The organism is Janibacter hoylei PVAS-1, assembly GCF_004025845.1.
GTDB classification, from domain to species: Bacteria; Actinomycetota; Actinomycetes; order Actinomycetales; family Dermatophilaceae; genus Janibacter; species Janibacter hoylei.
Window position 1 is genome coordinate 244147 of record NZ_PIPF01000003.1, and the last position, 13288, is coordinate 257434.

Annotated in this window: 12 protein-coding genes; 4 read left to right on the top strand and 8 right to left on the bottom strand. The window is 72.5% G+C overall.

Annotated features, from left to right (window positions below; all coding sequences use genetic code 11):
- Positions 1-181 precede the first annotated feature (181 nt).
- Both panC and CWN80_RS04595 read right to left on the bottom strand, forming a co-directional pair.
- Positions 182-1090: a pantoate--beta-alanine ligase gene (panC, locus tag CWN80_RS04590; protein ID WP_007929929.1), complete on the bottom strand. Its 909-nt coding sequence runs from the start codon at positions 1088-1090 to the stop codon at positions 182-184.
- A complete protein-coding gene (locus CWN80_RS04595; RefSeq protein WP_007929931.1) occupies positions 1087-1998 on the bottom strand; it encodes a Rossmann-like and DUF2520 domain-containing protein in 912 nt (303 codons plus the stop codon). The genes panC and CWN80_RS04595 overlap by 4 nt, the downstream gene beginning before the upstream one ends.
- A 153-nt stretch (positions 1999-2151) precedes the next feature.
- Here CWN80_RS04595 and CWN80_RS04600 point away from each other — a divergent pair, with 153 nt between their 5' ends.
- A complete protein-coding gene (locus tag CWN80_RS04600) occupies positions 2152-3102 on the top strand; it encodes an SAM-dependent methyltransferase (protein WP_007929932.1) in 951 nt (316 codons plus the stop codon).
- Here the strand turns inward: CWN80_RS04600 and CWN80_RS04605 are convergent.
- Positions 3043-4299 (bottom strand): SGNH/GDSL hydrolase family protein, encoded by a 1257-nt coding sequence (locus CWN80_RS04605; RefSeq protein WP_157986907.1) that lies wholly within the window; start codon positions 4297-4299, stop codon positions 3043-3045. The genes CWN80_RS04600 and CWN80_RS04605 overlap by 60 nt on opposite strands.
- Positions 4300-4353: 54 nt before the next feature.
- Between CWN80_RS04605 and CWN80_RS04610 the strand changes: the two genes are divergently transcribed.
- From CWN80_RS04610 to CWN80_RS04620, 3 genes are all read left to right on the top strand, one after another.
- A complete protein-coding gene (locus CWN80_RS04610; RefSeq protein WP_040881737.1) occupies positions 4354-5535 on the top strand; it encodes an NADH-quinone oxidoreductase subunit D in 1182 nt (393 codons plus the stop codon).
- A gap of 164 nt (positions 5536-5699) precedes the next feature.
- Complete coding sequence (locus tag CWN80_RS15775; RefSeq protein ID WP_238148060.1) at positions 5700-7064, top strand: DUF6801 domain-containing protein; 1365 nt, start codon at positions 5700-5702, stop codon at positions 7062-7064.
- Between the two features lie 157 nt (positions 7065-7221).
- Positions 7222-7992, top strand: a complete 771-nt coding sequence (locus tag CWN80_RS04620) for a class F sortase (RefSeq protein WP_157986908.1) — start codon at positions 7222-7224, stop codon at positions 7990-7992.
- Here the strand turns inward: CWN80_RS04620 and CWN80_RS04625 are convergent.
- Genes CWN80_RS04625 through ftsH form a run of 5 tightly spaced genes read right to left on the bottom strand, consistent with a single transcriptional unit; the run spans position 7985 to position 12976 of the window.
- On the bottom strand, positions 7985-8455 hold the full coding sequence (locus CWN80_RS04625) for a DUF3180 domain-containing protein (RefSeq protein WP_040880863.1): 471 nt from the start codon (positions 8453-8455) through the stop codon (positions 7985-7987). The two genes, CWN80_RS04620 and CWN80_RS04625, sit on opposite strands and share 8 nt — an antisense overlap.
- On the bottom strand, positions 8455-9309 hold the full coding sequence (gene folK, locus CWN80_RS04630) for a 2-amino-4-hydroxy-6-hydroxymethyldihydropteridine diphosphokinase (protein WP_128276947.1): 855 nt from the start codon (positions 9307-9309) through the stop codon (positions 8455-8457). The genes CWN80_RS04625 and folK overlap by 1 nt, the downstream gene beginning before the upstream one ends.
- Entirely contained in the window at positions 9306-10286 is a 981-nt protein-coding gene (folP, locus tag CWN80_RS04635; protein WP_007925857.1) for a dihydropteroate synthase, read from the bottom strand. The genes folK and folP overlap by 4 nt, the downstream gene beginning before the upstream one ends.
- The gene (folE, locus tag CWN80_RS04640; RefSeq protein ID WP_007925858.1) at positions 10283-10858 is read right to left on the bottom strand and encodes a GTP cyclohydrolase I FolE; all 576 of its coding nucleotides are present in this window, start codon (positions 10856-10858) and stop codon (positions 10283-10285) included. The genes folP and folE overlap by 4 nt, the downstream gene beginning before the upstream one ends.
- Positions 10859-10861: 3 nt before the next feature.
- The gene (gene ftsH, locus CWN80_RS04645; RefSeq protein WP_007925859.1) at positions 10862-12976 is read right to left on the bottom strand and encodes an ATP-dependent zinc metalloprotease FtsH; all 2115 of its coding nucleotides are present in this window, start codon (positions 12974-12976) and stop codon (positions 10862-10864) included.
- Positions 12977-13288: the final 312 nt, after the last annotated feature.

The window sequence follows — 13288 nt, forward strand, 5'->3', positions numbered from 1 at the left end:
TGCGTCCCCCAGTCTCGCAGAGTCGCGCCGGGCCCCGCGCACTTCCCCGGCAGATGCCTGATGCGGGAGCACTGATCCGCATTTCCCTAGGGAAATACGCATGGTGGGGGCATTTCCCTAGGGAAATACGCATGGTGGGGGCATTTCCCTAGGGAAATGCGGACGAAGGGAGCGAAGGGGGTCAGCCGGCGGGAGCCGCGGCCGGCCCCTCCGCGAAGGTCTCCCGGGGCCCTCCCCCCGGGCCGACGAGCACCGGCAGGTTGTCGATGAGGCGGGTCGTGCCGACCCGCGCCGCGACGGCGAGCAGCGCCTCGCCCTTGTACCACTCGGGGACGTCCTCGAGGGTGGTCGGGTGGACGAGCACGAGGTAGTCGACGAGGGCGAGCGGCTCCTCGATGAGCACCTCGCGGGCGGCCCGCCGGATGGCGGAGGGCCCCTCGACGGCGCGGTCGGCCCCGGCACGCAGCGCGCGGGAGAGCGCGAGCGCCGTCTCACGGTCGCTCGGGGAGAGATAGGTGTTGCGGCTGCTCATCGCCAGGCCGTCCTCCTCGCGGACCGTCGGCACGGCGACGACGCTGCCGGGGAAGTCGATGTCCCGGACCATGCGCTTGATGAGCAGCAGCTGCTGGGCGTCCTTCTGCCCGTAGTAGAAGAGGTCGCCGCGGGTGAGGTGCATGAGCTTGGCGACGACGGTGAGCATCCCGTCGAAGTGCCCCGGCCGGGACTGGCCCTCGAGGACGTCGCCGAGCGGACCGGCGGAGATGCGCACGCCGGGGTCGCCGTCGGGGTAGATGACGTCGGGGGTGGGCGCGAAGACGAGGTCGACGCCTTCGCGGGTGCAGATCTCCAGGTCGGAGTCGAAGGTGCGCGGGTACCGCGAGAGGTCCTCCTTGGGCCCGAACTGCAGCGGGTTGAGGAAGATCGTCACGATGACGTGGCGGGCCCGCTCGCGGGCGGTGCGGATGAGGCGGGCGTGTCCCTCGTGGAGGGCACCCATGGTCATGACGACGGCGACGTCACCCTCGGTGAGGGCGGCGCGGGCCGGGCCGAGCTCGTCGCGGGTGCGGGCGACGACGGGGGCGGTGCTCATCGGGTCTCCTCGTCGAGGGTGGTCAGGATCCTGGCGGCGGCGTCCTCACGGAGTCGTCCGCTGCGCTGCGCGCGAAGGGCGGTGGCCCGGGACTGCGCCCGGTAGGCAGTGGCGACGTCCTCGGGCAGGGCGGCCAGCTCCGCGAGGTGCGCGGCCACGGTACCGGCATCGCCGCGGGCGACCGGTCCGGTGAGGGCGGCGTCGCCCGAAGACAGGGCGTTGTCGAGGCTGGCCTGCAGGAGCGGCCGCAGCACGCGGTCGGCGGGGTCGATGCCGGCCGACCGCAGGACCTCGAGGGCCTGGGCGACGAGCGTGACCATGTGGTTGCTGCCGTGGGCGAGCGCGGCGTGGTAGCGGCCCCGGGCCGCCTCGGGGACCCACACCGGCTCCCCGCCCATCTCCACGACGAGCGCCTCGGCGACCGGCCGCAGCTCCTCCGGCGTCGTGATGCCGAAGCAGCATTCGCTGAGGCGCGCGAGGTCGAGGCTGGTCCCGGTGAAGGTCATCGCGGGGTGGATCGCCATGGGCAGCAGTCGGTCGGCGACGGGAGCGAAGGGGGTCAGCCCGTGCCGTCCCGAGGTGTGGGCCACGAGCTGTCCGGTCACCCAAGTGTCGGTGGCGTGCAGTCCGGCGACGAGGTCGGTCAGGGCGTCGTCGGGCACGGCGAGCAGCACGAGCTGCGCCGAGCGCACGACCTCGGGGACGGTGAGGACCGGGACGCCGGGCAGGAGGACCTCGGCGCGGTCACGGGAGGCGTCGGAGACCGCGGAGACGCCGACGACCTCGTGGCCCGCCGACCGCAGCGCCGCGCCCAGGACCGCACCGACCCGTCCGGCGCCGACGACCCCGACACGCAGCGTGGGTCGCTGGCGGGGTGCGGGAGAGGGCTGCGGTGCGGGGCTGCTCACCGCCCCGACGCTACCCGCGCGGCCCCTCCCCTTCGCATCTCCCTAGGGAAATCCCCACCCAGACCGTCATCTCCCTAGGGAAATGCGCACGTCGGCTGACATCTGCCACGGGGTGTGCGCGCCTGGGGAGGGCAGGTACCTAGGGTCGTGGGGGTGGAGCGGACGTGGCAGGAGGCGTGGGCGGACGCCCTGTACGGCGAAGGGGGGTTCTACCGGCGCCCGGAGGCCCCGGCCGGGCACTTCGCGACCTCGGCTCAGGGGGGCACGGCCGGTGTCCTCGCGGCCGCCCTCCTCGAGCTGGCGCGAAGGGAGCACCTCACGACCTTCGTCGACGTCGCCTGCGGTCGCGGCGAGCTGCTGGCGGCCATGGCGGAGGTGGCGGTCCCCTCCCTCCGTCTCGTCGGGGTCGACGTCATCGACCGGCCTGCGGGCCTGCCGGAGCGCGTCGAGTGGGTCCGCTCCCCCGGCGGCCGAGACCTGCCCGACCTCGGGCGGCTCGACGAGGCGCTCGTGCTCGCCCACGAGTGGCTCGACGTCGTCCCGTGCCCCGTCGCCGAGGCCGACGACGACGGCGTGCTGCGCGAGGTGCTCGTCGCCCCCGACGGCGCGGAGCATTTCGGCGCCCCCCTCGGCGGCGCCGACCTGGCGTGGACGCAGCAGTGGTGGCCGGGGCCGCACTCCCCCGGCGACCGGGTCGAGGTCGGCCGCGCCCGCGACGAGGCCTTCGCCGGTCTCGTCGACCGCGTGGGCTCGGGGCTCGTCGTCGCCGTCGACTACGCGCACACCCGCGACGACCGCCCCGTGGCCGGGACGCTCGTCGGCTTCGCACACGGGTCACTCACCGCCCCCGTACCCGACGGGTCCTGCGACCTCACCGCGCACGTCGCCGTCGACTCGCTGGGCGCCGACCGACTGCTCGCCCAGCGCGAGGCGCTGCGCGGACTGGGTGTCGACGGCGCCCGCCCGTCGCTGGACCTCGCCCGCACGGACCCGGCGGGCTACCTGACCGCTCTGGGCGCCGCCTCGCAGGCGGCGGCCCTGACCTCAGGAGGGCCGGGTGGATTCGTCTGGGCCCTGCGCCGGGTCGCGCCCCGTGCCGGCTGACCCCGGGGTGTCCTGCTCGTCCTCGGGCGCAAGCGCCTCGACGAGGCTCGAGGCGATGAGCGGCTGCCCGTCGGCGGAGGGGTGCAGCCCGTCGATGTAGTAGCGCGAGCCCGGCCGTGCCGCCGGCAGCACGGCGGAGAGGTCGATGAAGCTCACGCCCTCGTGGTCGGTGCGGGCCGCCATCTGCCGCAGGTACCCCGACCAGTCCGGCCCGTCGGTGCCCGGCGTGAACCAGCCGACGAGCAGGATCGGCCCCTCGTAGCCGAGCGAGCGCGCCTGCCGCACGAGCGTGTCGAGGCTGCGCCCGAAGTCCGCGGGCCGCACCCCCGCCCGGCGGTCGTTGAAGCCGAGCGGCACGAGGACCAGGTCGGGGTCGAGGGACAGCGAGTCCTTGAGATAGGTCGGCGTCTGGGCGATCGTCTGCGCCGACACGCCTGAGCGGGAGGCGTCGAGCACGTGCACGCAGCGGCCCCGGTCCCCGCGGAAGGGGGTGAGGTCGGTGACCGTCGCGAAGTGCGAGCTCGTCGCCGGCTGGGGGTTGCTCACGGTCACCCGGTGGGAGCCCGGCCCCAGGTCGCCCGACGACCACACCTTGCGCTCCGCACTCGGGTCGGCGTCGGTGGGCACGGAGATGCCGTCGGCCGGCACCTGCCCGTCGATCTCGACGCGCAGCGGTCCACCGGCGAAGCGGGTGCGGTAGCCGATGTCGACGGAGCGGGCGTCCACGAGCCAGGTGACGCTCGCGCCCGGGCGCAGGGTGAGCCCCCGGCCCCCGGGCCCGAGGGTCGGCGCGGGGTCCGCCCGCCCGCCCACGCGAGGGTGCGGCAGGCTCTGGGCCCGGTAGTCGGCGGGCACGAGCGAGGTCGTGCCGTGCCAGCCACCGGGGGTCGTCGGGCAACCGGGGGCGCCGGCTCGCTGGCGCAGGCCGGCCTGGAGCCGGTCGACCCAGCGGCGCTCGAGGTGGTTGCTCAGGCCGTACCCCTCGCTCACCGAGTCGCCGAGGACGACGACATTGGCGGCCTCGACATCGGAGGTGCTCACGGCATCGAGCCACGGGTCGAGGACGGCCGTGCGCTCCCAGGTGGCGCCGCCCGTCGGCTCCGGGGCCTCCTCGGTGTCGGTGCAGCCGGCGAGCAGGGCGAGCCCGAGCGCGAGGGCGCTCAGCCCCGCACCCGCCCGTCGTCCCCTGGGTCGCACCCGACCATCGTGCCAAAGGCTCACGGGCCCACCGCCTGGCGCATACTGGCGGGCATGACGAGCGCACCGGGCCCCGCCGGTACCCGAACCCTTGACGTCGGGGTGGGCGATGGTTCGCTCGCGAGCGCCGACATGGTGCTCAACATCGGCCCGCAGCACCCAGCCACCCACGGCGTCCTGCGACTGCGGGTGGCTCTCGACGGCGAGCGGATCGTCTCCGCGGACCCGGTCGTCGGCTACATGCACCGCGGCGCGGAAAAGCTCTTCGAGGTCCGTGACTACCGCCAGATCACCGTGCTGGCCAACCGGCACGACTGGCTGTCGGCCTTCGGCAACGAGCTCGGGGTCGTCCTCGGGGTCGAGGCGATGCTCGGCATGGAGGTCCCGGAGCGGGCGACGTGGGCGCGCACCCTGCTCGCGGAGCTCAACCGGGTGCTCAACCACCTGATGTTCCTCGGCTCCTACCCGCTCGAGCTCGGCGCGATGACCCCGATCTTCTACTCCTTCCGCGAGCGGGAGGAGATCCAGGCGGTCATGGAGGAGATCTCCGGCGGCCGGATGCACTTCATGTTCAACCGCGTGGGCGGGCTCAAGGAGGACCTCCCGGCCGGGTGGCTGGACCGGGTGACCGCCGCCGTCGCGGCGGTCCGTGCCCGGATGCCACAGCTCGAGGCGCTGCTCGTGGGCAACGAGATCCTCGAGGCGCGCACCCGCGGCATCGGGGTGCTCCCCTCTTCGCTCGCCGAGGCCTACGGCGTCTCCGGGCCGATCGCCCGCGCCAGCGGCGTCGACCTCGACCTGCGGCGCGACGCGCCCTACCTCGCCTACGGCGAGCTCTTCGCCGCCGACGGCCCCGGCCGGGTCGTGACCCGGACCGCGGGTGACTCGCTCGCCCGCCTCGAGGTGCTGCTCGAGCAGACCCACGTGAGTCTCGACCTCGCCGACGCGTGCGTCGAGCGGATGCGCTCCCTCCCGCCGGGGCCGGTCAACCAGCGACTGCCCAAGGTGCTCAAGGTGCCCGAGGGCGAGCGCTACACCGCGACCGAAAACCCGTTGGGTCTCAACGGCTACCACCTCGTCTCACGGGGCGACAAGACGCCGTGGCGGCTCAAGCTGCGGTCGGCCTCTTTCAACAACGTGCAGGTGCTGAGCGAGCTGCTCCCCGGCGCTCTCGTCGCCGACATGGTGTCGGTGCTCGGCTCGATGTTCTTCGTCGTCGGCGACGTCGACAAGTGAGGCGAAGGGGGCCGGCCGCCCCCCCTCGTGCCGGCCACCGCAGGTGACCAGCTGGTAATAAAAGGCTGGGAAATGGTTGTGAGCCTTCTCAGCGAACGGTAGGTTGGCTCGCGGAAGGCGTCCTCAACGTGGTGGCGCGACCAGAGATCCAAGGGGAGAATTTCATGGCCAAGCGCCTCAAGACCCGCCTGTCCGCGGGTGCCGCAGTCGTCACCGGGCTGAGCGCCTTCGGGGTGGGCCTCATGGCGACGCCGGCCCAGGCGGACACCGTGACGCTCAACTACACCTGCTCCTTCGACGTGCTCAACGTCGGCGTGACCTACGACGCGGCCCCCGTGTCCGTCGACCTGACCGTCGACGCGCCCACCTCCGTCGAGGTCGGCGAGGAGATCGACTCCGCCGTCACCGCCGACGTGACGATCCAGAACGAGCAGCGCGACGCCCTCTACGGCCTGCTCGGTGTGCGTGCGGTCGACGGCCCCGACGCCGCCACTGCCGCTGCCGAGGACGGCGGGCTCAACACCAAGAATGCCCGCAACCAGGCGGACTTCACCCTGACCAACGGCACCGAGTCGGCCGACGGCATCATGCCGCTCGAGGTCCCGGTGACCGCCGTGCCCGAGTCCGGTGACCTGACCGTCTCCGCGACCGGCGCCGTCGAGCCCGTCAAGGCGGAGGTCCCCGGCACCTACACGATCGAGGCCGGCGACTTCCAGGCCTACATCCGCGGCTACTCCAACGCGGACGGCACCGGCTACAAGACCAACATCACGATGGACTGCACCAACGTCTCCGAGTCGTCGACGGTCGCGACCGTCGAGGTCACCGAGGCCAGCGGCGAGCCGAGCGAGACGCCCGACCCGAGCGAGACGCCCGACCCGAGCGAGACGCCCGACCCGAGCGAGACGCCCGACCCGAGCGAGACGCCCGACCCGAGCGAGACGCCCGACCCGTCTGACACGACCACGACCACTCCGGCCGAGCCCAACGACTGGTTCACCGAGCCGGGCAGCCTGCCGATCACCGAAGACGGCAAGCACTTCACCGTCGAGGGCACCGCCACCCAGGCGGGCACCGTCAACGTCGTCCTGCTCGACAAGGACAAGCAGGTCCTGCGCACCGAGGCTTGGGAGGTCTCGGAGGGCTCCAACAGCAAGGACTTCGCCTTCGCCGACGGCACCAACTACGTGCGTCTCGTCTCCGAGGACTGCGTCGACGCGGACGGCAACGACGGCTCGGTCGCCGGCGGTTGCAACGTCGAGTACGTCGCCCCGTGGGTCAACCCCGACGACGCCGGCTCCGGTGATGACGACGACAACGGCAGCTCGGACGACGACGGTGCCGGTTCGGGTGACGACGACGGCGCCGCCCCCGAGACGCCCGGTGTCGTCCAGACCGACGGCTTCACACGCGTCGAGCAGCCGGCCGACGACAACACCGCCGCTCTCCTGCTCGGCGGGACCCTCCTCGCCGGTGTCGGTGCCGCGTCGGTCGTCATCGTCCGTCGCCGCCAGAGCGCCCAGCACTGAGGCAGCACCACTGACCACTGTCAGTGGCTGACGTCCACGGGCCGTCGGATCGGGGTCTTCCCCGAGCCGGCGGCCCGTGGCACGTGCCGGGGGGAACTTCGCCGACTCCCCGGTCGTTCGCACCCGTGAGCACCCCCGTGACGCCAGGAGGAGACCTGTGACCCCACCGACGCGCCGTCAGCGCTGGCGGGACCGCACGCAGTACCGACGCACCACCGCGCTCCTCGCGGTCGCGGTCGCCGTCCTGCTCGGCGGCGGTGTCGCGGCCGGCACCTGGTGGGGCCAGCACGACGACGAGGCGGTCTCCCCCGGCACCTACGTGCCGCCGAGCCAGATCACGTCGACCACCCCCTCGTCGTCGTCCACCACGACGACAAAGAAGCCGAAGAAGACCTCGACGAGCTCGAGCACGACGGCCGCGACGCGCAGCGACGCGACCCACACCCCCGCCCCCAAGAAGGCGCCGGCGGGCACCCCCACCCGGGTCCAGGTGACCTCCGGGGGCCGCGAGCTCGTCGACGCCTCGCTCGGGGCGACGAAGCTCGACGCGCAGAAGGTCCTGGCGCCGCCCTACGGCACGGCCGGCTGGTACGCCGAGCCGGGCTGGCCGAAGCCGGGCAACAAGGGCGCGAGCATCCTCGTCGGCCACATCAACCACCAGGGCAACCCCGACGTCTTCTGGAACCTGCCGAGCGTCAAGCTCGGCGACATCGTCACGGTGACCTACGGGTCGGGGCGGCAGGTGAAGTTCAAGATCACCCGCTCCGAGGCGGCCCCCAAGACGGGTGTCCCCAAGGACGACACGATCTGGGACTGGGACAACCCCGAGCCGGTCCTGCGCCTCATCACCTGCGACCCCGACACCCCGCTGAGCGGCGGCCACTACGAGGGCAACTGGGTCGTCTGGGCCGACGAGATGGTCAGCTGAGGCTCGACCGCTCCTCGTCGTCGTCATCGTCGTCGACTCGGCACCATGCCTGGACGACGAGCCCGGCCACCGTCAGCAGCACCGCACCGACGGCCGCCACCGCCCATCGGAGCGCCATGCCTCCTCGACCGGCGTACCCGGCGTCGGGCGCGAGGGCGAGCGCCTGGCCGAGGTAGAGCCCGGCGATGATCGCTCCGGTCACGGCGCTCGCCTGCGCGAGCCCGAGGATGCGGGCGGCCACGAGCGGCTCGACGTGGGTGCGCCCGCGGCGCATCCGCCACATCCGGGAGCCGGTGACGAGGACGATGCCGCCCATGGCGAGCAGCAGCAGCCCGGTGAGCCAGCCGACGCGCAGCGGCGCGTGCCCACCGGCAAGCCACCAGTGACCGGCGGACCAGCTGAGGGCTCCGCTCGCGACGAGCACGACCGAGACGGTCGCGACGCCCAGGCCCCGCTGGAGCATCAGAGGTCCTCGATGTCGCTCGTGTCCAGCCCCGCGAGCAGCTCGGCCACCGCGACGGGGCGCCCGTCGACCCGCAGCACCGCGTCGGGGTCGACCCGCGACCAGGGCTGCAGGACGAAGCCGCGCTCGTGCGCCCTTGGGTGCGGCAGTGTGAGCGCCGCGTCCTCGCTCGTCACGTCGCTGCCGGTGGCAGGCTCGCCGTACTGGACGAGGTCGAGGTCGAGCGAGCGCGCCCCCCAGCGCACCTCGCGCACCCGCCCGTGGCGTGCCTCGACGGCGTGCAGTCGCGCGAGCAGCTCCTCGGGCGTGAGCGAGGTCGTCGCGACGGCGACCGTGTTGACGTAGCGGGGCTGGTCGGGCCCGCCGACCGGGTCGGTGCCGACGAAGGGAGCCCGCCGCACGTCGTGCAGGGCGTCGCCGAGGTCGTCGAGCGCGGTCTGCAGCGTCCGCGGGGCGTCGCCGAGGTTGGCGCCGAGCGCGATGACGACGGGCACCTCGCGTCGTCGGGTGATCGTGACGGCGACGTCGCCGAAGGGCACGCCGACGGGAGCGGAGGGCTTGTGGACCGTCACCTCGACGGCACGCACGCCCGGGCGCTCGAGCGCGTCACCGGCGATCTGCTCGGCGAGTGCCTCGATGAGGTCGAGCGAGGGCCCTTCGATGCGCCGGACGACCTCGGCGCCGACCTCGGCGTAGTTGACGGTCGCCGTGAGGTCGTCGCTCGTGCCCGCGGGCCGCAGGTCGAGGTGGAGCTCGACGTCGACGACGAAGTCCTGCCCGTCGCGCTTCTCGTCCGCGAGGACACCGTGGTACCCGCGCGCGCGCACCCCGAGGAGGCTGATCCGGTCGCTCACGGTCGCTCGCCCCGACCGCTCTCCCCGGTCCCTGAGGAGCCCCGACCGCTCTCCCCGGTCCCTGAGGAGCCCCGACCGCTCTCCCCGGTCCCTGAGGAGGTCGCGAAGCGACCGTCTCGAAGGGAACCGACCTCCCCAAGTGCCGTCGTCACGTCGATGGCGTCGACGGTGGCGGTCACGTCGTGCACCCGCACGCACCAGACACCGGCCCTGGCCGCGCGGGCGCTCGTCACGGCGGTGGCCACGGCGCGGCCGTCGAGGGGCCGCTCGTGGCCCTCCTCGCGACCGACGGAGCCGAGGAAGCCCTTGCGGGAGGTCCCGAGGAGCACGGGGTGGCCGAGGTCGACGACCTGCTCGAGCCCGGCGAGCAGGCGCCAGTTGTGCTCCGCGGTCTTGGCGAAGCCGATGCCGGGGTCGAGCACGAGCTGCTCGGGGGTGGCCCCGACGGCGCACAGCGCCTCGACCCGGGCCGTCAGCTCGGTGCACACCTCGGCGACGACGTCGGCGTAGTGGGCCCGCGACTGCATGTCGTGGGCGTGGCCGCGCCAGTGCATGACGACGAAGGGAGCCCCGCTCGCCGCGACGAGGTGCGGCATCTGCGGGTCGGCCAAGCCCCCGCTCACGTCGTTGATGATCGCGGCCCCGGCCTCGAGGGAGGCCGCGGCGACGCTCGCCCGCATGGTGTCGACGGAGACGGCGATGCCCTCGGCGGACAGCGCGCGCACGACGGGCACGACTCGGCGCAGCTCCTCGTCCTCGCTGGGGCGCTCGGCGCCGGGGCGGGTGGACTCTCCCCCGACGTCGACGACGCTCGCTCCGGCGGCGACGAGGGACCGGCCGTGGGCGATCGCGGCGTCGGTCTCGATCCACCGCCCGCCGTCGCTGAAGGAGTCAGGCGTGACGTTGACGATGCCCATGACGACCGGACCGGGCCGGTCGTGCTCCGCCGCGATCCGGGTCAGGACCGGGTGGGTCACCGAGCGGCTCCGGTGAGCAGGGCCATCGCCTCGGCGCGCGTCGTCGAGTCACGCAACTGACCGCGCACGGCGGAGGTGATCGTCGTCGCCCCCGGCTTGCGGACCCCGCGCATCGACATGCACAGGTGCTCGGCCTCGACGACGACGATGACGCCGGCGACGTCGAGGTGCTCGACGAGTGCGTCGGCGATCTGACTGGTCAGCCGCTCCTGGACCTGCGGCCGCTTGGCGAAGATGTCGACGAGCCGGGCGATCTTCGACAGGCCGGTGACCTTGCCGCTCTTGCCCGGGGTGTAGCCGACGTGGGCGACGCCGTGGAAGGGCACGAGGTGGTGCTCGCAGGTCGAGTAGAGCGCGATGTCGCGGACGATGACGAGCTCGTCGTGGTCGATGTCGAAGGTCGTGGCCAGCAGCTCCGCGGGGTCGGCCCGCAGCCCGGCGAAGACCTCGGCGTACGACCGCGCCACGCGGGCCGGGGTCTCGAGGAGACCATCGCGGCCCGGGTCCTCACCGACGGCGAGGAGGATCTCGCGCACGGCCGCCTCGATGCGACCCAGGTCGACGTCAGCCATGTCTCAGGCGTGCCCGGGGCCGTCGCCGTCGACGGCCTCACCCGGCGGGACCTGGCGGATCTCGGTCGTCGGGTGCTCCTCGGGGAGGACAGCACCCTCCTCCGCGGCGCGGTCGATCGCCTGGGTGACCTGCGGGTCGGTCGGGGGCGCGGTCTGCTCGGCGCGCTCCTGCTCGCCCTCGCGGGCCCGCAGGGCGGCCTGCTCGGCGGGGGTGAGCACCGGCGGGATGTCGGAGATCGTGCGGTGCTCGCTGCTCAGCCACGTGGGGCGCTGGGGACGCTTGCGCACGTCGGCGAAGATCTCGGCGAGCTCCTTGGCGTTGAGCGTCTCGTGCTCGAGCAGCTCGAGCACGAGCCGGTCGAGGATGTCGCGGTTGTCGTTGAGCGCGTGCCATGCCTCGTCGTGGGCCGCCTCGATGAAACGGCGCACCTCCTCGTCGACGATCGTCGCGACGTTTTCGGAGTAGTCACGCTGGTGGCCCATGTCGCGGCCGAGGAAGACCTCGCCCTGCGACTGGCCGAGCTTGACCGCGCCGATGCGCTCGCTCATGCCAAACTCCGTGACCATCTTGCGGGCCATGCCGGTGGCCTTCTCGATGTCGTTGGAGGCGCCGGTCGACGGGTCGTGGAAGATGATCTCCTCCGCGACGCGACCGCCGAGGGCGTAGGCGAGCTGGTCGAGGATCTCGTTGCGCGTCGTCGAGTACTTGTCGTCGACGGGCATGACCATCGTGTAGCCCAGGGCCCGACCGCGCGGCAGGATCGTGATCTTGGTGACCGGGTCGGTGTGGTTCATCGCGGCTGCGACGAGGGCGTGGCCCCCTTCGTGGTACGCGGTGATCTTGCGCTCCTGGGCGCTCATGATCCGGGTGCGCTTCTGCGGGCCGGCGATGACCCGGTCGATCGCCTCGTCGAGGATCGCGTCGTCGATGAACTGCTTGTCGGTGCGCGCCGTGAGCAGCGCGGCCTCGTTGAGGACGTTGGCCAGGTCGGCACCGGTCATGCCGGGGGTGCGGCGGGCGACGGCCAGCAGGTCGACGCCGGGGGCCATCGGCTTGCCGGCGGCGTGCACCTCGAGGATGCGGTGGCGACCGATCATGTCGGGGTTCTCGACGGCGATCTGACGGTCGAAGCGGCCCGGGCGCAGCAGCGCCGGGTCGAGGATGTCGGGGCGGTTGGTCGCCGCGATGAGGATGACATTGGTCTTGACGTCGAAGCCGTCCATCTCGACGAGCAGCTGGTTGAGCGTCTGCTCCCGCTCGTCGTGGCCGCCACCGAGTCCGGCGCCGCGGTGGCGACCCACGGCGTCGATCTCGTCGACGAAGACGATGGCCGGCGAGTTGGTCTTGGCCTGCTCGAAGAGGTCGCGGACCCGGCTGGCGCCGACACCGACGAACATCTCGACGAAGTCGGACCCGGAGATGGAGTAGAAGGGCACGCCCGCCTCGCCAGCGACGGCGCGCGCGAGGAGCGTCTTGCCGGTACCGGGCTGGCCGTAGAGCAGGACGCCCTTCGGGATCTTGGCCCCGACCGCGAGGAACTTGCTCGGGTCGCGGAGGAACTCGACGATCTCGTGGAGCTCCTCGACGGCCTCGTCGGCGCCGGCCACGTCGGCGAAGGTGACCTTGGGGGTGTCCTTCGTCGCGAGCTTGGCCTTGGACTTGCCGAACTGCATAACCTTGGAGCCGCCGCCCTGGGCCTGGCTGAGGATGAACCAGAAGAGACCAACGAGCAGGAGCAGTGGCAGGAGGGAGAAGAGCAGGCTCGACCAGACGCTCGGCTCCTCGACGGTGTCGTTCTGCACCCCCTCGACGTTGGCCTCGACGACCTTGAGCATGTCGTCGGCGCGGGCGTCGATGAACTCGGTCTCGACCTTGTCGGCGTCCTTGACCGAGTCACCGTCGGAGTAGGTCTGCCCGTCCTTGAGGTCGAGCTGCAGCAGGTTGTCGGTGGTGAAGTGCGCGTCCTTCACCTTGCCGTCCGTCACGAGCTTTTCGGCAGCGGAGGTGTCCACCCGCGCGTACTCGCTGTTGCCGCGCGTCATGAACATCAGGACGAAGACGGCGATGAGCAGCAGTGCCCAGAAGGCAGGGGCACGGAAGATCTTCTTGGCGTTCATACGGGTACGGGGACTTCCCGGACTTCCTGACTCGACGACGTGGCGGCCACCGGCTGTGCCGGGACATCAGGACGAAACTACCTGACCCCCGCTCACCAGCGGCTAACAGGCCAACGAGCACCTGCGCCCCGGTGTTCCCGTGGCCAGCTCCGTGGTCGACACAAGCAGCACCCGGCGCTGGGGATGAAGCCCCGCTCGTCGGCCTGCTCCTCACGCGGTCCTGAGGCGGGGCTTCATCCTTGATTCGCGCCGCGCACTCCTTGCGTCTCCCCCTCGCTCCCTGAGGAACGAGCGCCCCACCCCCGCTCCCTG